Below are 19,420 nucleotides of genomic sequence, written 5' to 3' on the forward strand. Positions count from 1 at the left end.
CGCGACCAACCGCTCTTGAGCAGGGAGAACTACGTTGCAACCCACTTCCTTGACCACGATCGCCGCCGTCGTCCGCGGCCGTCTCGCCGACGTCCTCGATCCCGAAGCGGAGGTCACCCAGCCCGCCGTCTTCGACTCACGTGAGGCCGTTCCCGGCTCGCTGTTCCTTGCGCTCAAGGGGGAACACACTGACGGTCGCGCCTACGCCGAGGCCGCCGTCAACAAGGGCGCCGTCGCTGCCCTCGTCACCCGGCCCGTCGGCGTACCGGCCATCGTCGTCGACGACGTCCTCAAAGCCATGGGACGTCTCGGCCGCTTCCTCCTCCACGACTCGCTCGGCTCCACCAACGTCGTGGCCATCACCGGCTCGGCCGGGAAGACCAGCACGAAGGACCTCATCGCCCAGGTCCTCCCCGGCAATGTGGTCGCTACACGCCAGTCCTTCAACAACGAGATCGGCCTGCCCATCACCATCACCACGGCGCACAAGGGCACCGACTACCTGGTCCTGGAGATGGGGGCACGCCACATCGGCGACATTCGGGAGCTCACCCGTATCGCTGAGCCGGACATCAGCGTGGTCACCAACGTCGGCACCGCGCACATCGGAGAGTTCGGCGGACAGGAGAACATCGCCCAGGCCAAGGGCGAGATCGTCGAGGCTCTCCAGCCGTCCGGGCTCGCGGTTCTCAACGGCGACGACGCCTTCGTGCGGGAGATGCAACACCGCACCCGGGGTCGCGTCGTCACGTACGGCCTCGGAGAGCAGGCCACCATCCGTGCCCTGAACGTCGGAATCGACGGCCACGGGCGACCGTCGTACGCGCTCAGTACCCCCGAGGGCACCGCGCACGTCCAGCTCCAGTTCATCGGAGAGGTCCAGGTCTACAACAGCCTCGCCGCAGCCGCCGTAGCCCGCGAGGCCGGCCTCGACGTCGAACAGATCGCAGCACGTCTCTCCGAAGCCGTCCCGCGCTCGCGTTGGCGGATGGAGACCACCATCAGGGCGGACGGCGTCACGATCGTCAATGACGCCTACAACGCCAACCCCCACTCGATGCGTCACTCCCTGAACGCACTCGCATCCATGACCGGCGGTCGTGACCAGAGGTCCGTCGCCGTACTCGGCCGGATGAACGAACTCGGCGAAGACGAGCGCACCGCCCACGAGGAGATCGGGCGATACGCGGCCGGGCTGGACCTGGACCAGATCATCCTCGTTGGAGGGGAAGAGGCTGGATGGATGCTGGACGGCGTGAGCAGTGCTGGCGCGAAGGCCGTTCACCTGCCCGACCAGGACTCCGCCCTGGAGCTGCTGCGCCGGACCCTGCGGGCCGGCGACGTCGTCCTGGTCAAGGCAAGCCGAGGGGTGGAGCTACAGCGGCTCGCCGAGGAGCTGCTGCACCCGACCCCGGGCCCTGCGGACGCTTAGGCGGCCGGAGCCACCAGCGTGCCGAGCGTGGCCAGCAGCGCCGGCCCGGACTCGACGAGGTCACCGGAGCCCAGCAGCACGACCACGTCACCCGGGCCAGCCATCTCGGCCGCCCGCATCGCGGCGTCGATCCTGTCCCGCAGGATGTGCTGGACGCTCCCGCCCGCACTGGTCACGTGGGCCGACAGCAACTCCAGCGCGGCAGACGGCACCCCGCGCGTGCTGTCGGTGAGCACGACCTGGTCGCAGCCGGCCAGCGCCTTCCCGAAGTCCACCCCGAAGGCATCGAGGCGGGCAAGGTCGGAGGGCTGGAACACCGCGATCACCCGACGGCCCAGCTCGACGAGGGAACGCGCAGCCGCCAGGTCCGCGCTCACCTCGTCGGGGTGGTGGGCGAACGAGTCGAACACCCGCACCCCGGCCGCCTCGCCGACCGGACGGGCCGGGCACCACGGCCTCGGGCCGGAGAGGGGACGCAGTGCGGGGATTCGAGACGGCCAGACGGTCGTGCGGCGCGATGTCCACCGGTCGGGACGGGTGTGGAGCGAACAGGCGCTGTGCGCGGGATCGGGCCGCGCCAGGCCGCCGTGCTCCGTGACTACGGCATCCACTCGGTCGGCCTGCTCGCCAGCGTCTCTCCGGCCACCGTGCAACGTCTGCTGGGCAAGAAGGCCGGCCGGCTCGCCGCCGACCGCGCCCGCGGCATCGACCCCCGCCCCGTCGTCCCCCGGAACCTGCGGGCCTCCGCCGCCGTACGCCACCGCTTCACGAGCCACACCCTGGACGGCGCCGTCGTCCGGACCGCCCTGCTCCATCTTGTCGTCCAGTTCGGCCTCCAGCTGCGCCGCCGCGGTCAGGCCGCCCGCGCGATCACCCTGACGCTGCGCTTCGCGGGCGGCACACCGCTTGGGAGAAGACCCGCCGCCTGCCCGAACCTTCCGCCCACGAGGACGACCTGCGCACACTCGCCTGCCAGCTGATGGACGCCGCCGGCCTGCAACGCGCCCGCCTGACCGGGATCGGAATGAGGGCCGAGGATCTCATCGACGCCGGCCAGGTCGCCGAACAGATCAGCCTGGACGGCGCCCGCGAGTCCCGCCTCGTCGCCGAGCAGGCCATGGACCGGATCCGGAAGAAGTTCGGACCCGCATCCATCGGGCCAGCCGCCGTCGTGCCGTTTCGCCGGGCCTCATGACTGACCGGCCACGCATGATCGACTCACCCCGTTGATCACCTGCCGGTGATCCCGCCACGGCCGCCCACGACCGTCAGCACCAGGCAGCAGGCGCGACCCGCAGGCCCCCGATGGCGAGGACCGGGAGGACTGAGGGGTGGAGAACATGGGGAGGGATGAGACCCAAACGCCGATTGCGGCTGCCCGCGGACGCGGTGCGTGTCCCCTCGTGACGGATGCGCGCGCTGGACGCGGCGCTACCGTGCCGGCGAGGGCATCTGGCCTTCGGAGGGGGAAGAACGGGGATGCTGGAGCAGGCGTTGACGGCGCTGGCCGCAGCAGGCGGGGCCGCGGTGGTGCAGGCCGCGGGGACGGATGCGTGGACCGGGCTGCGGCAGGCGGTGGCACGCTGGTTCGGCCGGGGCGACAGGCAGCGCGAGCGGGTGGAACTCGAGCGCCTGGACCGGACCGCGGGCGAGCTGGAGACGGCGGACGCTGCCGTGATCGAGCGGGAGCGCATCCGTCAGGAGGCGGCGTGGCAGGCCCGTATCGAGGCCCTTCTGGAGAGTTTGGAGGATACCGAGCGAGCCCAGGCCGTTGAGGAAATGCGTGCCCTGCTGGCCCAGCACACCCGCCAAGGCGGGGTGTCAGCCGGCGGAGGACTGGCCGTGGGCGGCAACGTGGACATCCGCGCTGAGAAGGGCTCGATCGCAGCCGGCGTCATCCACGGAGGGGCCCACATCGTCCGCCCTCCGCAGCCGGATCCGACCCAGGGCTGAACGGACCGGCCACCCCAAGCCCACCACCGCTCCCCGCAGGCACCGGTACGCCGAAGATCGTCACGGTCCACGCCGCCCACAACAGCGTCGCGATCGGCAGCGTCGGTCAGGTCAACTATCACGCTGATCCCCGGCAGCCTGCCGCCTGGCCACACCAGGTCGGTGTGATCCCGCACCGGGCGCAGTCCTTCCAGCAGCGTGCTGAGACCACGCGGCTGAGCGCGGTGGTTGACCGCGGCGGCACCTCCGTAATGCGGCAGGTCCTGACCGGCATGGGCGGAGTGGGCAAGACCCAGCTCGCCGCCGATTACGCGCTGACCGCCTGGGACAACGGTTCGGGCGACAACCTGGACGTCTTGGTTTGGATCACCGCTAGTACCCGCACGGCGGTGGTGACCGGCTACGCGCAGGCCGGCCTCGAACTGTGCCGGGGCGACGCCGACGACCCCGAACTGGCCGCGCGGACCTTTCTGGCGTGGCTGGCCCCCGAGGCTGGGAGGAAGCCGTGCCGGTGGCTGATCGTCCTGGACGACGTCGCAGACTCCGACGACCTGCGGGGCCTGTGGCCGCCGGCCAGCCCTCACGGCCGGACCCTGGTCACCACCCGCCGCCGGGATGCCGCCCTGGCCGGGGAAGGCCGCCGCCTGGTCGAGGTCGGGCTGTTCACCGAAGCCGAGGCCGTCGCCTACCTCACCCGGGCCTTGGACGCCCACGGCCGAGAAGAGCCCGAAGACCAGCTCACCGCCCTCGCCTCCGACCTTGGATATCTACCCCTGGCCCTCGCCCAGGCCGCCGCCTACCTCATCGACTCCGGCGAGGACGCGGCCGCGTACCGGCAACTGCTCGCCGACCGGGCCACCACCCTCGCCGACACCGCCCCCAGCGGGCTCCCCGACGACCAGGCCCTCCCTCTGGCCACCACCTGGTCACTGTCCGTGGACCGCGCCGACACCCTCCACCCCGCCGGCCTGGCCCGCCCCATGCTCGAGCTGGCCGCTCTGCTCGACCCCAACGGCATCCCCCAGACTGTCCTTACCAGCGCGCCGGCCCTGGCCCACCTCACCGCACACCGCGCCCGAACAGGCCATCAGCCAACCAGGGGAGCCGCCCCGGTCCCTCCCGGGGACGCGGTCCGGGCGCTGCGCACCCTGCACCGGCTCAACCTCGTTGACCACACCCCCGACACCCCCCACCGGGCCGTCCGCATCCATCAGCTCATCCAGCGCGCCATCCGCGACACCCTCACCCCCGACCGGCACGCTCAGCTCGCCCGCACCGCCGCCAACGCCCTGATCGCGGCCTGGCCCGAGATCGATCACGACACCGTCCTCGCGCAGGCCCTGCGCGCCAACACCACCGCCCTCACCACCCGCGCCGAACAGGCGCTGTACCGGCCCGACGCACATGCGGTACTGCATCGCACTGGCCGTAGCCTCGGCGAAGCCGGCCAGGTCACTGCCGCCCGGGACCACTACCAGCGCTTCACCGACAGCGCCACGTCCCACCTCGGCCCCGACCACCCCCACACCCTCGGTGCCCGAAACCACCTCGCCTGGTGGCGGGGGCAGGCGGGGGACGCGGCCGGGGCCGCCGCCGCCTTGGTCGGGCTGCTGGCCGACCGGATACGGGTGCTGGGACCGGACCACCCCGACACCTTCAACACCCGGCACAACCTTGCCCGGTGGCGGGGGGAGGCGGGAGATGCGGCCGGGGCCGCCGCCGCGTACGCCGAACTTTTGGCCGACTGGGTCCGGGTGCGGGGCTCCGACCACCCTGACGCCCTCTCCACCCGAGGAAACCTGGCCTGGTGGCGGGGGGAGGCGGGGGATGCAGCCGGAGCCGTCACCGCCTTCACCGAGCTGCTGGAGCGCATGGTGCGGGTGCTGGGACCGAACCACCCCGACACGCTCATCACCCGGAGCCATCTGGCCCGGTGGCAGGGGGAGGCGGGGGACGCGGCCGGGGCCGCCGCCGCGTACGCCGAGCTTCTGGCCGACTGGCTCCGGGTGCTGGGCCCCGATCACCCCGACACCCTCACTATCCGGGGCCACCTGGCCCGGTGGCGGGGGGAGGCTGGGGACGCGGCAGGGGCCGCTGCCGCGTACGCCGAACTGTTGGAGCACATGGAGCGGGTGAGGGAACCCGATCACCCCCACATCCTCAGCATCCGGCACAACCTGGCCCGGTGGCGGGGGGAGGCGGGGGACGCGGCCGGGGCCGCTGCCGCGTACGCCGAACTGTTGGAGCACATGGAGCGGGTGAGGGAACCCGATCACCCCCACATCCTCAGCATCCGGCACAACCTCGCTTGGTGGCGGGGGAAGGCGGGGGATCCGGCTGGGGCTGCCGCCGCGTACGCCGGGCTGCTGGCCGACCGGATACGGGTGCTCGGCCCGGACCATCCCGACACCCTCACCAGCCGGGACAACCTGGCCCAGTGGCGGGGGAAGGCAGGGGATCCGGCTGGGGCCGCCGCCGCCTTGGCCGGGGTGCTGGCCGACCGGATACGGGTGCTGGGCCCGGACCATCCCGATACTCTCACCACCCGGAAGGACCTCGCTCGGTGGCGGAAGGAGGCGGGGGACATTGCCGTTGCTCAGCAATCGACGGATTCCTGAACAAGATCACTCAGGCCACGGCCCGCGACCTGAACGGCGCCAGGCGGTGGACCTCGTCCCCCGGCCCCAGTTCACTGCGCCTGCCACCGTCCACAGAGGACCTCACCGGCCCCGCCGCCACCGAATTCCTGCCATGCATGGTTCGAGAGGAGCAACTACGTGACAACGGCGGTGCGGGAATCCGGCGGCCGGGCGGTGCAGCGCGGCTGGTGGCACCGTGAGGAGGTGGGGCGGGACAAGTTCCGCCGCTGGATTGGCGAGTACGGCAGCATGCCCGACGCTCGCGTCAGCCTCTGTGACGAGGACGCCGGAGAGGTGCTGGCGACCTGGCCCGACGACCGGTAGAGGACCGCGCCAGCTATCTGGCCGGCGGATCGTCGTGAGCGTGCCGTACGGCCTTCTTCACCGCTTGCTCCAGCTCGTATCGGCTGGCCCCGGACGCCTCGGCGTGCGCGGTGACGGCCGCCTGCACCTCCTTGGACGCCTCGCGCCAGCGGCGCCACTGGGCGTCGTACTCGTCACCGGCCAGGCCGGCGAGCTTGGCGCGCTCTTCCTCGGCGGATCGTTCCAGCTTGATCAACTCATCGGGGGCCTCTGGCACGGCACAGACCGTAGGCGGCCCGCGCCGTGCGGCGTTGATCGCACTTACGAGTTGGTGCTGCTGGGGCGCCGGAGCGAGACCTATCAGGGCCTCACCGAGAAGGAACCCGACGAGCGCTTCGCCCGGATCGCAGGGCGAGCCTGGGCCGGCACGGGCGTGGTGCTAACCGTGGGGAATCTCAGCGCCTTCATCGGTGAGCTGGCCTCCGGACGAAGCGGCGATCCGTACTTCTGGTTCGTGGCCACCGCCGCCATCGCCTACGTCACGTTCGCCGTCTTCTGGTCTCGGCATACCTGAGACGCCATTGCCTCGAACGGCTGGTGACCGCACGTCCGACCAGGCAACGCGATCGTCCTGGTCACCGAAGGCCAGTGCCAGATGAAGCTGAGCGGGCGTGGGCATCGGCGGACAGGTCAGTTCCCGGCCGAGTCCTGGGCTGCGCCTCGGGCTTGGGTGAGGGCGAGGCGGTAGGATTCGGTGCCGGTCTGGATGAGGTTGCCGCCAAAGGTGAGGCGGTCGACGATGGCTGCGCAGAGGCGGGGTTCGGTGAAGGTCTTGATCCAGCCGCTGAAACTTTCGTTCGAGGCAATGGCGACGCTGTTCTTCTCCTCACGCTCCGTCAGGACCTGGAACAGCAGCTCAGCGCCCCTGCGGTCCAGCTCCATATAGCCCAGCTCATCAATACAGAGAAGATCGACTCGGCCGTAGCGGGCGATGGTCTTGGTCAGTACTTTCTCGTCTGCCGCCTCGACCAGTTCGTTGACGAGCTTGGTGGCGAGCGTGTAGCGGACCCGGTAGCCGGCCATCGCGGCTTCGGTGCCCAGCGCGATCAGCAGGTGGGACTTGCCGGTGCCGGAGTCGCCGATCAGGCAGAGCGGCAGGCCCTTCTTGACCCACTCGCAGGTCGCCAGGGTGTGGATGACCGCCGGGTCCACGCTGGGGTTCGCCTCGAAGTCGAAGGCCCGCAGTGATTTCTCGCGGGGAAACGCGGCGGCCTTGATCCGTCGTTCCGAACGGCGGCGGGCCCGGTCGTCGCACTCGGCCATCAGCAGCTCGGCGAGGAACCCGCGGTACGACATCTGGTCGCGGGCTGCGGCTTGGGCAAGTTCTGGGAACTGGGCCCGAATAGTGGGCAGCCGGAGCATGCGGTATGCCTGGTCGACGGCAGCATCGGCTGCCTGTTCGGTCAGTCCGCGGTGGCGTTTGAACGTCGTCATGGCGAATCTCCCTCGACGGCGGAACGGTCCGGCCGCTGCCGCGGTCGCAGCAGCTGGTCGTAGGCCGCGACCGACGGCAGCGGCCGGTTGTCGGGCGGCAGATGGGCCAGCCGCCGTTCGGTCAGGAACGTCACCCTCGCCCGGTCCGGCTCCGGATCGGCGACGGGCGGTGGTTCGTCGGCCTCGGCAGCCTTGCGGGCTTCCAGCGCGACGGCGTCCGCAGTCAGGGCGCCGGCCCGCAGGGCCGCGGCGAGCCCGGTCACCAGGTACTCGTGATGGAGATGGCGGCCCAGCAGCAGGACTTCGATGAGGGCCCGGGTGCCGTCCCGGTCGCCGTGGGCCTTGCAGGCCGCCGCCCACCAGGCGTCGTGGACGGGCGTGAACTTTCCTGCGGAGCGGGCCTGTTCCAGCGCGGTCGCACCGGGGAAGGCGCCGGGCTTTCGGACCAGGGCCTCCAGATAGTGGTCCAGCACCAGGCGGCTTTTGCCCTTGGCGATCAGCCGTTCGTGCCGGGCGACTTCCCTGCGTCCGTCGTAGACGACGACCTCGGAGGCGTGCAACATCACCCGAACGGTGCGGCCGATCAGCCCCACCGGCACCGAGTAGCGGTTCGTGCGGACGCTGACCTGTGCATATCGGTCCACCCGCAAGCTGAACAGACGGCCGGTCTCGAACGGCTCGTCCGGCAGTGGCCGTAACAGGGGCCGCTCCACCGCGAAGTACTCGCCGATCGTCCTCGGCCGTGACCGAATGCGCCGGTCATCGTCCTCGGCGTCCCACCGCTCCACCATCGCGTTGAGCTCGGCAAGGGAGTTGACTTCCGGGACGGGGACCAGGTGGTTTCGGCGGAACCAGCCGATCTGGCCCTCTACCCCGCTTCTCGTGGGCGCCTTCGAGTCCCGGGCGGTCGATGCCGTAGTGCGAACGGAACGCGGTCCACCGCTCGTTCTCCATCCGAGCCCGTGACAGGCCCAGGACCCGGGCGACCGCGGCCCGCAGGTTGTCATAGCGCACCTTGCCGGTCGGCGCCCCGCCCAACACGCTGAGAGCGTGAACGTGGCCCTCGAAGAACGCCTCCTGCCCGGCCGAGGCGAAGATGCGGTGCACCGCCTTGCCCGAATACGACAGGCGCATCGCGAACAGGTAGACCTTGACCTGCTCGCCGGCCAGCCGGATCGTCACGTCCCCGAAGTCCACCTCGGCCTCAGCACCGGGCAGGTGCGTTTGCGGGATGAACGCGTTGATCGGCCCGCGTCCTGCCTCGATCCGTATCTGCGGACGACGGTCGGCGACGTAGGCCCGCACCATCGGGTAGGTCACCTCCACCGCACCATGCTCATCGAGCAGCCGGTCGTAAATGCGCTTGACGGTGTGCCGCTGCTTGCGCGGGGCGTCCAGATCGGCCCGCAGCATCTGATCGATCACCGGCTTGAACGCATCGAGCCGCGTCTTACGAGGCGGCAACTGCTTGCGCGGCTCGGGCCAGACGGACTGCATGGCTGCCTTCACCGTCCGGAAGCCCACCCCATACTTGCGTTGCAAGGCCCGGTTCGACATCCCCGCCCGGGCATCACGACGTATCGCCGCGTACAGATCGACCTTGGACTTCGGTGGCATCAGCGCCCCCTCATCACGCAGAGCACTCCGATGGTCCCACCGCAAGCACCCAAGTGGTGTCAAAACTCAGCGACATCACTCTCCGCCAACACTGGGCGGTGTCGGCGCCGATCGACAAGCGGTGTCTGCACTCACCGATAAAGCCACCGGGGAGGGGATCGCGGCACTGAACTTGTGCCGAGCGTTCCTGATCTCGCCCAGCATCGTGCCCAGGGTGGCCCTGGCGTTGGTGGGCTGGATGACGGCGTGCGCCGCGCACTCCACCGCCTTGATGGCCTCGCTGTACGCGCGCCGGGTCCGGGCCGCGGCCGTAGGCCGCTTGCCGCGCCGTGGTGGGGTGGTTGGTGGCCGAGCCGGCTGCGGGCACGGCCGCCGCACGGTGATCGTCTGGCGGACCGCGTCGCGCACCGCAGGGGTGACCCGTTCCACCAGCCCGTCCTGGGCCTCGTTGACCCGGTAGGCCGCCGTGCCGCCGGGGCCGGAGAACGTTCAGGAGCCGGGCCGGGGCCGCGGCTGGCTCCGCCGACGGCTCTGACGACGCCCTTCGCACCTGGGGCGACCACGGGCCCGGGTGGGAAGGGCTGCACCCCTCAGCAGGCCTACGCGGGTGCATTGCCGGGCGTAGCGACGCCAGCGGGGAGCGCCGGCTGTCGGCCGCTCCTTGAGGACGCCGGATGCGGGGGTGGCCCCCTGCGTGGAACGGATGCGAGGGGCCACATAACGGGCAGGGCCGGCGTCGGTCAGAGGCCGCCGGTCTTGGCGGAGAACTGGGTGATGCGGGCGAGCACCTTGTCGAGGTCGCCGTCCTGGGCGACGAGGTCGACGGGCTTGGCCAGTGTGTAGAGGTCGCCGCGGGGTGGAAACTGGGTCAGGGTGGCCTTGAGGATCATCGGTTCCTTGGTGGTCAGCATCACCGGTTCGCCGCAGTCGGCCTCGACCGTCACCGTGAAGGGCAGGACGTCTTGGTGTTCATACCTGGGCGGTATCTCCTGGACCTGCTTCAGTACGCTCTTTGCGTCGGCGTCGTAGCCGTTCGAACTGGGTGTTCAGGGCGAGCTGGGAGCAGGGCCTCTCCGTGCCGATCGGCGGCAGTTGAGGCATTGCAGATCGTCCTTGGGGTCGGTGGCAACGACGGATGCTCATCCAAGCCGGGCCCGATGCGCGCTGGAGCCATTCATCCAATGGTGGGCGCGTCTCGGCCGAGCCCCCTGGCCGGCGCCGCAGAGGCTGGCGTAGCTGCCAGCGCTGCCTGCCTAGCCAGGGGCTCCTCGGCGCGGGCCTCATCCCGGCTGGCCGCCGCTGTGCTCGTCAGGTGGCACGACCAAGAAGACTTGCCAGCGCGCAGGCCGACCGGGTCACTCAAGAGCGCCAGTTCGCAGGACGCTCGGCTTTGCCGGGCTCTGGGCCCGCGCCGACCTGAGCAGGGCAGGGTGCGACACCGCTGTGGACTGGTAGGTCGGGAGAGCCTCTTTACTGGGTTACAGATGACGCACGTACCAGCAGCAGCGCGGGACGTCGGTCTGCTTCTTCCACCCGGTTCCGTACGGGTGGGCCGCCAAGTGACCGGGAAGGTGGCCCCTCTCTTGTGAGCTGCCTGATCGAGGGGGAACGATTCGGCTTCCCCGTCCGGGGGACAAAGCGGCTATCCCGTGGCATTCAAGGGCATCGCTGGCACTGACCGCATGAACGCTCGACGAGGAGAAATACCAGTGTCTGCTCGCTCCTTCACGGCGGCCCTCGGTGCTGCCTGCACGGCTTTCGCTTTGCTCCTGGCGGTGCCCGGCTCAGCCTCCGCCGCAACCGGCCAGTTCCGCTACACCTACACCACCACCGACGGCTACGAAGCCGTCGGCTTCCTGAACAACCCTCCCAGCGGCCAGTGCATCAACCTGCAAGGACCGGCCTCCGAACCAGGATCGACCAGCCGGGCACCCAAGAACCGCACGGACGCCACCGCCACCGTCTTCCTCAACGCCGACTGCGAAGGCGACACCTACTACACCCTGCCCCCAGGATCAGGCGCATCCGACCGCCTGCTCCTGCGCTCCGTCGTCTTCTCCTGAACCGCGACCACTGTGCCGCTGCCGGCCGGGGCCGGCAGCGGCCGCCCGCCCTGCAAACCCGGCTGCCGGGCCGGCCCCGCCAGGTCGCGTCAGGCGGGGTTAGGTGGCGGTGACATACCGGCACCGCCCCTGGTCGATCTTGCGAGTACCGTTCAACTCAGCGACGCCCGCACCACGCTGGTATCGCCGGCACGCACGCCGTGGGCATTCTGCCCGCCTGACCCGGAAGGACCTGTGACTGTGGAATTCCCCAGCATCGACGTGCCTGGAAGCGGACAGCTCCATGCCCGCATGATCACCTCTCTCGGCGAGATCATGGTCCGCCTCGAGGAATACCGGGCCCCCAGCACGGTCAAGAACTTCGTCGGCCTGGCGACGGGCACCATCGACTGGAAGGATCCTGTCTCGGGTGAGCCGATGAAGGGCACGCCGCTGTACGACGGCACGCTCTTCCACCGTGTCATCCCCGGCTTCATGATCCAGGGCGGAGACCCCCTCACCCGCACGAAGGACACGGCCTCACGCTGGGGAACAGGCGGCCCGGGCTACACGTTCCCCGACGAGTTCCACCCCGAACTGCACCACAGCGGCGCCGGCGTGCTGGCCATGGCCAACTCCGGCCCCGCAACCAACGGCTCCCAGTGGTACATCACCGAGGGACCGACCCCCCACCTGAACCGCAAGCACACCATCTTCGGTCAGGTCATCAGCGGCCAGGACGTCGTCCACGCGATCGCCAACGTTCCCACCACTCAGGACCGCCCCAACGCGGACGTCGAGCTGCAGCGGGTAGAAGTCTTCCGGAAGTAGACCAGGCCACTGTGCTACTTGGCACCTCAGCGCGTCAGGCGGCTCCGCTGCGGCAGACACGGTCCTCGTGGACATCGGTGTCGCTCCCGTGCAGCCGTCAGGCACGCTGCCGTACCCGCCAAAGGCGGCGAGCACCACACGGCGGGGCCACAGGGCCACGTCAACCCCTGCGCCGGGACCACCACATCAGGGCGGTGATCCCCGCGGTCGGCAGGTGATGCCGGTAGGCATTCGTCTCCTGTGGTCATTTCTCGCTCACGGTGGCGTCCGACCGCCACCGCCGTGCTGTCCCTGTCTCTGGCGACGCCGCTCGCGGCGTCCGTCCCCCCGCCCCCGCCGCACCGCCGGCGGCCGCCCACCATCCGGCCACCGCGGCCGCGGTGCGGCGGGACCTGTACGTGTACCCCCTGAACGGCACCGAGCCGGAGAAGGACAAGCTAGGCGAAATGGCGGACACCTGGCCCGCATGAACACCAGCCCGGACACCGACTCCTACACCAGCAGCGTCACCGCCGGCCCGGTCGGGGCGATGACCGACGAGGTCGGCGTCGTCACCGGTGACCTCGCCGTCCGCACCACCCTCACCGGCGACGGGCACCGTGCCTGCGCCGCCGTCCCGTACCCCGGCACCGACGAGTGGTACACCCTCACCGGCAGCCCCGCCCCCATCCCCGACGGAGGCCTCGCGGCCTACCACCGCGACCTCCTCGGACGCATCCGCCGCGGCCAGGGCGCCACAGCCGCCTGACCCGGCGCTTCGGCAGGCTTCCGACCTGACAGCAGGCCGGAGCCTTGCCGCATCGCGCTGGTCCCGGATCCCTCGCGCCCCCTCCGCGACGCCGTACGGCGCCGCGGAGCCCGCTGCGATGCGAACCCTCGGCATTCTCCCGAGCGGCTGAGCCGCGGAGTTGCCGGTTCGGGCCACCTACCGCGCTCAGTCACTCAGGTGTGAGCACTCAGCACGTTGTCGGCCCCGACGGTGCGCACCGGTGCCCGCCGGGTCTGTCGGACACCCTTGTTCGGACTCTGGGTGGCGTGCGCTCGTTGCACGCCCTCTCCACTGAGGTACGCGGGCACCGGTGCCTTCCGCGGTGGTCCGGACTTCGGTACAGGTCGCCGGCCGTCTTTCACACGGGCTCCAGCGCCAGCGCGGTGCGTGTCTCTCCCACGAGGCGCAGTGAGCCGAGGACGATGATCAGGCCGCCGGGCCCGGTGAGTTCGGCAGCCCGGTGCAGCGCCGTCATAGTGTTCTCGGCGCTCAGGCAGGGACCCTGGCGGTGGGGGGAAAGCTGCCTGTGCAGGGTGACGCAGCTCGCGGCATGTGGAGCGTCGGTGCGGGTGAGGACCAGGGGCCAGTGTGCGGGGAGCGGGGCGAGCATGCCCGGGGCGTCCTTGTCGTCCATCGCCGCGAAGACCAGTACGGGCGGCCTCGAGCGGCCGTCGGCGCGGGCCTGGCGCAGGATCTGCGGGGCGACGGTCGCGACACCTTGCGGATTGGTGGCGCCGTCCATCAGGACGCTACCTGTCCAGTCGTTCAGCCGTGCGTGTGCAACGAGTTCCAGCCGTCCGGGCCAGCGCGTGGCCGCCAGTCGTGCGCGCAGGCGTTCTGCGTCGGGTGCGGGGATGTGGCCGCGCTCGGCCATCGAGTCCATCGCGGCGATGGCGAGCGCGAGGTTGTGGTGCTGGTGCGTGCCGGACAGGGGGCAGGGCAGATCACGGTGCACGGCGCGCGGGGTGAAGACGTCCACGAGTGTCGTCGGGCCGCCGTCGTCGCCGTGGCCGGCGGCGCGAGCGGTGTAGCGGATCTCGTGGTCCATGCGCCACACCGACAGGCCTGTCCGTTCCTTGAGGACCTGCTCCGCAGCGGTGGCTGCTTCGGGGGCCAGGCGTCCGAGAACTACATGGTCCCCGTCCTTGGCGGCTGCGACCTTGGCCTGGGTGATCTGGGTCAGGGAAGTGCCGAGCAGTCGGGTGTGGTCGAGCCCGATACCCGTGACGACCTTGACGTCCAGGCCGAGTTCCGCGGCCGCCGCCCTGCTTCCGCCGATGCTCGCCTCGGCCACTGCCAGCCCGATGCCGGCCCGCCGCAAGTGAACGGCGGCGGTCGCCGCGTAGATGCCCTGGGCCAGGACGGGCAGACGATGCCGCTCGATCGCCTGCCAGACTTCCGCGAACGCGGCGGTGTACTCGGCGCGTGTGACGGGGACCCCGTCGATGCGGATACGCTCCCTGAGCTCCTGCAGGTGCGGGCTGGGCATGCTGCCCACGTGCACGCCGGCCGCGGCCACGGCCGATACCGCGAACGCACAGGTCGACCCCTTGCCGTTCGTTCCGACCACCAGCATCCCGCGCAGTCCCTGCTCAGGACGGCCCAACGCATCCAGCAGCCTAGGCACGTTGGCCTGCCGCACTCTTCGCGGAAGCCCGTGAGGGTTCTTTTGCACCTGTGCAAGGACATCCGCGCAGTCTGAGTAGTCCACGGGCCGGATCACGCCCCCGGACACGCGGGACCAGACGCACCGTGCTGCACCGTGACAGCGTCCGGGTTGGTGGCCGCGGTGGCGGGGGCGGCCAGGAGGAGGCCGGTGAGCGAGGCGAGCAGGGCAGCATTACGGGCACAACGCACGATGAACTTCCCCCTTCACAGTGACGGACAGGCCGTGATCTTCATAGCGGTGCACCGGTGCGACGCGCCCGGGAATCAGCCCCTGTCACCCTTGGGCGGGTAAATCACACCGGCAGACACGGAGCAGACCTACGTCGGCGGCGTCCCGGCCTCTTCACGGCTTTGGTGTCGGGTGAGTGCGTTGCGAAGGTAGGCGGGCAGTGCCTGGCAGAGGGCCGGGTCCGCTTCCCAGCCGGGGTCGGTGAGTTGGGCGGTGGTGATGACGAGGTGGTGGCCGTGGTCGGTGCGGACGAGGACGCGGAATGTTTCGCCCCGGCTGTCCCGGCCGGTGAGGTAGGCGGCCAGGACGGCGCGGCCCAGCTCAGCGGGATCCGCCCTGGTCGTGGCTCGGCCGAAGTCTTTGCAGATCCACACGTCGCTGAACCGCTCGTGCATCAGGATCTCCCACCGCACGCAAGCGGGCATGTCGTCGCCTAACACAACCGCGATCATGCCCCCACCAGCCGTCCGGCGTACCGCTACCTGCGAGTACCGGCCAGAAGGCAGGCCTTTTCCACCGGGGCGAGGGCGGCTGGCACCGACCAGACTCACTCCTCACCGGCGCGGCCCGACCGAGGGCATCAAATGGGCTACACCGGGCGGCCCTTGCGTTCTGCCGTTGCCGGACGTGGACACACGGGCCCCCAGGGCGCCTACCTCTTGCTGCTGTTCCATACGATCGAGCAGGCCCGCGCTGAGCACATCGTGCCGGCAGCTGACCGCACCCGCCCCGGTCAGCAGCCTGGCCACCGATGAAGCGCCGCTGGGCCCGTACGCCGGCGCGGACCCGATCCGCGGCTCCTCCGCTATCGGCTTCTTCCCGCGCCGATGCGCTGCCCGGTGTCAGCACCGAACAGTCGATCATCGGTGCATAGGCTTCCGCGTATGGCCAGCCGATCTTTTCCCTACGACCGGTTCCTTGGTGAGTTCCAGGAGCTGGCGCACGGTCGCCTCGACGGCCCTTCACTCCGCGACTCGGTCTGCGACCACGCTGCCCCGGACGAGGAGAAGCTGTTGCGTTACCTGCGAGCAGGATCAGCCCTTGCCGTGACCGGATCACCGGTCCACGACGCGCTGAGTGGCGAGTTCATCGGTGCCTTGGAGCTGCACACCGACGGCGAGTGGTTCTGGTACTCAGACCTCGCTCACTATGTCGAGCGCTACCACGTCCCGCTGGAGGCGATCTTCATCGATCACGCACGCGCACACCACTGGACTCCACCCGCACTCTCGACTGAAGACCTCATCGAGATCGCAGATACGTTGGAGGCACTCGACACCGAACACGCGGAGGGTGCACAAGGCTGTCCTAGTTAAGGGCCTGCCATGGCTCACGGTCGGGCACAGGGGGGAAGCCGTCCTCGGCCAGCCAGCGAATCGCCAGCAGGCTAGGCAACGACCACCACGCGCGGATCACGTCGAGGTTGACGTCTGTGCCGTAGCCGGCGACGACGTCGCGGAGGTGCTCGGCGTGTCCGAACGTCAACGTGGCAGGGCGGAACCGGGCGCCACCACAGCCCGCCACCGACAGGTTGATGACGCCCGTAAACTCCCTGCCGTCCACGAACACGTGAGTGATCTGCAGGTTGCCGTGCGCGAACACCGGATCGCATGGCCGCAGCGCGGCCTCGGCGGCCTGGTGGTTGTGGGTGACCAGGTCGGCGGGCGGGACGTCGTTCGTCACGAGCTACTCGCACTCGACATCGAGATTCGTCGCCAACTCATCAAGGACTCGGCCGGGCCAGGACGGCAACGGCGCGTCGTGCAGCTGCCGGATGGCAGCACCCGCCGCCAGGCGGCCGGCGACGCGCTAGGTGGCTCGCCGAGGCAGCCGAGCGCCCTTCCGGGGACCGCGGCGATCGCGAGCGCAGGAGGGTTGCACCTGTCGGTCACGGCGCTGGCTGGTGGGGAAACTGGTTGGCTGCTGCGTTTGCGGCGCCGGTAACGTCCGGGGTTCCGACCCGCCGTACCGGTAGCCTACTTCAGAGGGCGATGCAGATGACCAGCCGGCAAGCAACGACGACCCTGTGGCGTCCCACCGGTCCGAAGGAGCTGGATCTGGTGCGGGAGCTGGACTGGCGTGCCTGGCCGCCCCGGCTGCCTGAGCAGCCGATCTTCTACCCGGTCCTCAACGAGGACTACGCGGTCAGGATCGCGCGGGACTGGAATGTGAAGCACGATGGCGCTGGCTTCGTCACTCGTTTCGAGGTCGAGTCGGACTTCTTGAGCCGGTATCCCATCCAGCAGGCAGGCGGGCAGACGATCCTTGAGCTCTGGGTTCCGGCTGAGGAGTTGGGCGACTTCAACGCCCACATCGTCGGCGAGATCCAGGTGATCCACGAGTTCCGCTGAGACAGGGAGACTCGCTGAGGGACACGCTGGCCCAGTGCGCCGATCAGGTTTGGTGGCCTGCCCGCGCCGTGCCCCGCTGCGCCTTCCGCCCCCGGGCCCGCACGCGCGCCCGGCTGTCCCACCGGCGCCCCCGCCCGCCCCGCTGCCCGTACCCGCCCGGCCCTGACAGTCCTTCGTCTGTTGCTGGAACAGCCCCCACTTTACCGGCGGCCCTGCGGGCAGGCCTGCCTTGGGTGCCCGTCCGTGTTGATCCAACGCTATGGATCGGGGTAGGTGCTGGAGATGTGCGGCGGCCCGCGTTGTTGACGGATGCGTGGTTGCGGTGACGTTGTCGTGGCAGCAATCGGAAGGGGCAGGCCGTATGGCGCGTACGCGTGCGGAGGCAAGGACCAGGCATCCTCGACATGAGCGCAGGGGCGAGGCACGGCTGCCGGCAGTGGTGGCGACGCTTGCCGCGATCGCCCTGTACCTGTTCCTGCCGCAGCGGTTGCTGATCGCTCCTCGTTATGTGCTTCCCGCCCTGGAATGTCTGCTGCTCATTCCGCTCATCGCGATCAACCCCAAACGTCTGACCCGGCAGACGAAGGCCTTCCGGGTGCTCTCGCTGACGCTCGTAGCCGTCATCGCGATCAGCAATCTCGTGGCGCTGACCATCTTGATCCATGAGCTGCTGTACGCCGGAGTGAAAGACGGCCGTTCACTGTTGGTGGCTGCGCTGCAGGTCTGGCTCACCAACATCATCGTCTTCGGTCTGGCCTACTGGGAGCTGGACCGAGGTGGCCCGGTCAGCCGCACCCAGGTGCCCCGCTCCGCTTTGCCCCTGGCGGACTTCCGCTTCTCACAGGACGAGAACGACGACGCCGTACAAGAAGTCGCCGACGGCGCCAGCGGCGCCTCGGACTGGGTCCCCACCTTGGTGGACTACCTGTATGTGTCGGTCACCAACTCCACGGCCTTCAGTCCGACCGACACCATGCCGCTGTCAACCCGCGCCAAAGCCATGATGAGCGTTCAGAGCGTCTCCGCCCTCTTGACTTCCCTGCTGGTGATCGCACGAGCCGTGAGCATCCTGCACTGACCAGCGGTCACGGTGAGGCGAGCGCGGCGACCACTGAAACGCCTGGGCCGTTCCTGGACGACACAGCTGCCCCGTCTCCGCTCCCGATGAGCACTGCACACACCTAGCTGTCCCTGACTTCTGGGCAACCCGAACACGGTTCACCCACCCCATCACCCGCCGTGGTCTACACCGCCCCGCCCTGCGCCCGCCCCCTGCTCGCCGCTGCGCTCGCCTTCCGCCGCCGCACCCCGTACAGGACTGGCACACCGCCGCCCGCTGCCGACACCTGCCCGCCGCCCTGCGGGCATGATGGTCGAGTGCAGCAGCCCTCTCCTGAACTCACACCGATCATCCTCGCCATTGACGACCTCAGAGCGCTGCCCCAAGCGACGCGGCTCGCCCGCACGAGCCGTGAAGGAGTTCAACTCCTCCAAGTTCTTTGCCGCGCCGCTTCGGTGGAGGTCGCCGCTCTCAATGCCGCGGTCCAGCGTGTCGCCCTGGTCTCCGCCAAGAAGGATGCCCTGATCGAGCTGGTCTTCACTGCCGGCAGCGTCTTCGTCCCGGAAGGGGGCGCCGGCGACGGCGCCTGGGGCCGTCGACAGCATCCGGCACCGGCTTTACCGGCGGTGTGCTGACTGTCGTCTTGGCCTGCACGCGTCGACGGCCGAGTCCGTTCAGTTCGGCCTTCGGCTTGCCCATCAGGTTCGCCGTCCTGCGGGGCCACCGGCGTCGGCCAGGCGCTGTGCTGTCTTTTCGTGCCCGTCCGGTTCTCCAGTTGGTCCCGGAGGTACCCCATGCCCGGCCGGCAGCTCCAGCGCACCGTCCTGGATCGGGCGCTTGCCCGCCGGCGGATCCCGCGGCTCCTGGTCCGCGGGCGAGTATGCCGCCCGCAGGCAGGCCCGAGGGCAGCCCGCCCGGGTTGTGACAGACCTGCGCACCGACTCCTTCCTCGTCATCCCTCGTCCTCACCGGCCGGCCGGCCCGGAGCTGGACAGCGCTGCGGCCGGGCCGTGGATGCAGCTCTGGCGTGGC

Annotated in this window: 18 protein-coding genes and 3 pseudogenes; 13 read left to right on the forward strand and 8 right to left on the reverse strand. The window is 69.9% G+C overall.

Annotation, left to right across the window (positions count from 1 at the left end):
* Nucleotides 1–49 precede the first annotated feature (49 nt).
* On the forward strand, nucleotides 50–1,432 hold the full coding sequence (locus AQJ11_RS44125) for a UDP-N-acetylmuramoyl-tripeptide--D-alanyl-D-alanine ligase (RefSeq protein ID WP_079082712.1): 1,383 nt from the start codon (nucleotides 50–52) through the stop codon (nucleotides 1,430–1,432).
* Here AQJ11_RS44125 and AQJ11_RS49625 read toward each other — a convergent pair.
* On the reverse strand, nucleotides 1,429–2,043 hold the full coding sequence (locus AQJ11_RS49625) for a glutamate ligase domain-containing protein (protein ID WP_279616986.1): 615 nt from the start codon (nucleotides 2,041–2,043) through the stop codon (nucleotides 1,429–1,431). The genes AQJ11_RS44125 and AQJ11_RS49625 overlap by 4 nt on opposite strands.
* Between AQJ11_RS49625 and AQJ11_RS44135 the strand changes: the two are divergent.
* From AQJ11_RS44135 to AQJ11_RS49630, 4 genes and pseudogenes are all read left to right on the forward strand, one after another.
* A pseudogene (locus tag AQJ11_RS44135) lies at nucleotides 1,987–2,627 on the forward strand (DinB/UmuC family translesion DNA polymerase); the annotation flags it as partial. The gene AQJ11_RS49625 and the pseudogene AQJ11_RS44135 sit on opposite strands and share 57 nt — an antisense overlap.
* A 284-nt stretch (nucleotides 2,628–2,911) precedes the next feature.
* Nucleotides 2,912–3,385, forward strand: a complete 474-nt coding sequence (locus tag AQJ11_RS44140) for a hypothetical protein (RefSeq protein WP_059267269.1) — start codon at nucleotides 2,912–2,914, stop codon at nucleotides 3,383–3,385.
* Between the two features lie 164 nt (nucleotides 3,386–3,549).
* Nucleotides 3,550–6,003: a tetratricopeptide repeat protein gene (locus AQJ11_RS44145; protein ID WP_063807762.1), complete on the forward strand. Its 2,454-nt coding sequence runs from the start codon at nucleotides 3,550–3,552 to the stop codon at nucleotides 6,001–6,003.
* Nucleotides 6,004–6,162: 159 nt separating this feature from the next.
* Entirely contained in the window at nucleotides 6,163–6,348 is a 186-nt protein-coding gene (locus AQJ11_RS49630; RefSeq protein ID WP_159061817.1) for a hypothetical protein, read from the forward strand.
* Between the two features lie 13 nt (nucleotides 6,349–6,361).
* On the opposite strand, the gene AQJ11_RS44150 is transcribed toward AQJ11_RS49630, so the two are convergent.
* Nucleotides 6,362–6,604: a hypothetical protein gene (locus tag AQJ11_RS44150; RefSeq protein WP_244218669.1), complete on the reverse strand. Its 243-nt coding sequence runs from the start codon at nucleotides 6,602–6,604 to the stop codon at nucleotides 6,362–6,364.
* A 51-nt stretch (nucleotides 6,605–6,655) separates the two neighbouring features.
* Here AQJ11_RS44150 and AQJ11_RS44155 point away from each other — a divergent pair, with 51 nt between their 5' ends.
* Nucleotides 6,656–6,901, forward strand: coding sequence for a hypothetical protein (locus AQJ11_RS44155; protein ID WP_244218670.1), 246 nt, complete (start codon nucleotides 6,656–6,658; stop codon nucleotides 6,899–6,901).
* A gap of 116 nt (nucleotides 6,902–7,017) precedes the next feature.
* On the opposite strand, the gene istB is transcribed toward AQJ11_RS44155, so the two are convergent.
* The 3 genes and pseudogenes from istB to AQJ11_RS44175 all read right to left on the reverse strand — a co-directional run bounded on the left by istB (nucleotide 7,018) and on the right by AQJ11_RS44175 (nucleotide 10,382).
* Nucleotides 7,018–7,821 carry an IS21-like element helper ATPase IstB gene (gene istB / locus AQJ11_RS44160; protein WP_059267271.1) on the reverse strand — a complete coding sequence of 268 codons (804 nt, stop codon included), beginning with the start codon at nucleotides 7,819–7,821 and terminating at the stop codon, nucleotides 7,018–7,020.
* Nucleotides 7,818–9,438: pseudogene (gene istA, locus AQJ11_RS47860) on the reverse strand (IS21 family transposase). The gene istB and the pseudogene istA overlap by 4 nt, the downstream one beginning before the upstream one ends.
* Before the next feature lie 740 nt (nucleotides 9,439–10,178).
* Nucleotides 10,179–10,382 carry a hypothetical protein gene (locus tag AQJ11_RS44175; protein ID WP_059267273.1) on the reverse strand — a complete coding sequence of 68 codons (204 nt, stop codon included), beginning with the start codon at nucleotides 10,380–10,382 and terminating at the stop codon, nucleotides 10,179–10,181.
* An 831-nt stretch (nucleotides 10,383–11,213) separates the two neighbouring features.
* On the opposite strand from AQJ11_RS44175, the gene AQJ11_RS44180 reads away from it, so the two are divergent.
* From AQJ11_RS44180 to AQJ11_RS44190, 3 genes are all read left to right on the forward strand, one after another.
* Nucleotides 11,214–11,501, forward strand: a complete 288-nt coding sequence (locus AQJ11_RS44180; protein ID WP_059267283.1) for a hypothetical protein — start codon at nucleotides 11,214–11,216, stop codon at nucleotides 11,499–11,501.
* Nucleotides 11,502–11,792: 291 nt separating this feature from the next.
* The gene (locus tag AQJ11_RS44185) at nucleotides 11,793–12,311 is read left to right on the forward strand and encodes a peptidylprolyl isomerase (protein ID WP_059267274.1); all 519 of its coding nucleotides are present in this window, start codon (nucleotides 11,793–11,795) and stop codon (nucleotides 12,309–12,311) included.
* Nucleotides 12,312–12,777: 466 nt separating this feature from the next.
* Nucleotides 12,778–13,059 (forward strand): hypothetical protein, encoded by a 282-nt coding sequence (locus AQJ11_RS44190; protein WP_059267275.1) that lies wholly within the window; start codon nucleotides 12,778–12,780, stop codon nucleotides 13,057–13,059.
* A gap of 379 nt (nucleotides 13,060–13,438) precedes the next feature.
* Here AQJ11_RS44190 and AQJ11_RS44195 read toward each other — a convergent pair whose 3' ends face one another.
* Together AQJ11_RS44195 and AQJ11_RS44200 are read right to left on the reverse strand one after the other, a co-directional pair.
* Entirely contained in the window at nucleotides 13,439–14,815 is a 1,377-nt protein-coding gene (locus AQJ11_RS44195) for a bifunctional folylpolyglutamate synthase/dihydrofolate synthase (RefSeq protein WP_341846325.1), read from the reverse strand.
* Nucleotides 14,816–15,066: 251 nt separating this feature from the next.
* Entirely contained in the window at nucleotides 15,067–15,429 is a 363-nt protein-coding gene (locus AQJ11_RS44200) for a hypothetical protein (RefSeq protein WP_244218672.1), read from the reverse strand.
* A 432-nt stretch (nucleotides 15,430–15,861) separates the two neighbouring features.
* Between AQJ11_RS44200 and AQJ11_RS44205 the strand changes: the two genes are divergently transcribed.
* The gene (locus tag AQJ11_RS44205; RefSeq protein ID WP_059267277.1) at nucleotides 15,862–16,293 is read left to right on the forward strand and encodes a hypothetical protein; all 432 of its coding nucleotides are present in this window, start codon (nucleotides 15,862–15,864) and stop codon (nucleotides 16,291–16,293) included.
* Here AQJ11_RS44205 and AQJ11_RS44210 read toward each other — a convergent pair.
* Nucleotides 16,286–16,851: pseudogene (locus tag AQJ11_RS44210) on the reverse strand (protein kinase family protein); the annotation flags it as partial. The gene AQJ11_RS44205 and the pseudogene AQJ11_RS44210 sit on opposite strands and share 8 nt — an antisense overlap.
* A 117-nt stretch (nucleotides 16,852–16,968) precedes the next feature.
* Between AQJ11_RS44210 and AQJ11_RS44215 the strand changes: the two are divergent.
* From AQJ11_RS44215 to AQJ11_RS48980, 3 genes are all read left to right on the forward strand, one after another.
* Entirely contained in the window at nucleotides 16,969–17,328 is a 360-nt protein-coding gene (locus AQJ11_RS44215) for a hypothetical protein (RefSeq protein WP_208616770.1), read from the forward strand.
* Nucleotides 17,329–17,764: 436 nt separating this feature from the next.
* Entirely contained in the window at nucleotides 17,765–18,406 is a 642-nt protein-coding gene (locus AQJ11_RS44220) for a hypothetical protein (protein ID WP_208616771.1), read from the forward strand.
* 299 nt (nucleotides 18,407–18,705) lie between these two features.
* A complete protein-coding gene (locus tag AQJ11_RS48980) occupies nucleotides 18,706–19,023 on the forward strand; it encodes a hypothetical protein (RefSeq protein ID WP_107120982.1) in 318 nt (105 codons plus the stop codon).
* The last annotated feature ends 397 nt before the right edge of the window (nucleotides 19,024–19,420 follow it).

Source organism: Streptomyces corchorusii (genome assembly GCF_001514055.1).
GTDB lineage: Bacteria > Actinomycetota > Actinomycetes > Streptomycetales > Streptomycetaceae > Streptomyces > Streptomyces olivaceoviridis.

Bases quoted from the DNA above. Each gene is read 5' to 3' on its own strand.
- istB (WP_059267271.1), bottom strand. From the start codon at position 7,821: ATGACGACGTTCAAACGCCACCGCGGACTGACCGAACAGGCAGCCGAT.
- AQJ11_RS44190 (WP_059267275.1), top strand. From the start codon at position 12,778: ATGAACACCAGCCCGGACACCGACTCCTACACCAGCAGCGTCACCGCC.
- AQJ11_RS44205 (WP_059267277.1), top strand. From the start codon at position 15,862: ATGGCCAGCCGATCTTTTCCCTACGACCGGTTCCTTGGTGAGTTCCAG.
- AQJ11_RS44140 (WP_059267269.1), top strand. From the start codon at position 2,912: ATGCTGGAGCAGGCGTTGACGGCGCTGGCCGCAGCAGGCGGGGCCGCG.
- AQJ11_RS44200 (WP_244218672.1), bottom strand. From the start codon at position 15,429: ATGATCGCGGTTGTGTTAGGCGACGACATGCCCGCTTGCGTGCGGTGG.
- AQJ11_RS44185 (WP_059267274.1), top strand. From the start codon at position 11,793: ATGATCACCTCTCTCGGCGAGATCATGGTCCGCCTCGAGGAATACCGG.
- AQJ11_RS44215 (WP_208616770.1), top strand. From the start codon at position 16,969: ATGCAGATGACCAGCCGGCAAGCAACGACGACCCTGTGGCGTCCCACC.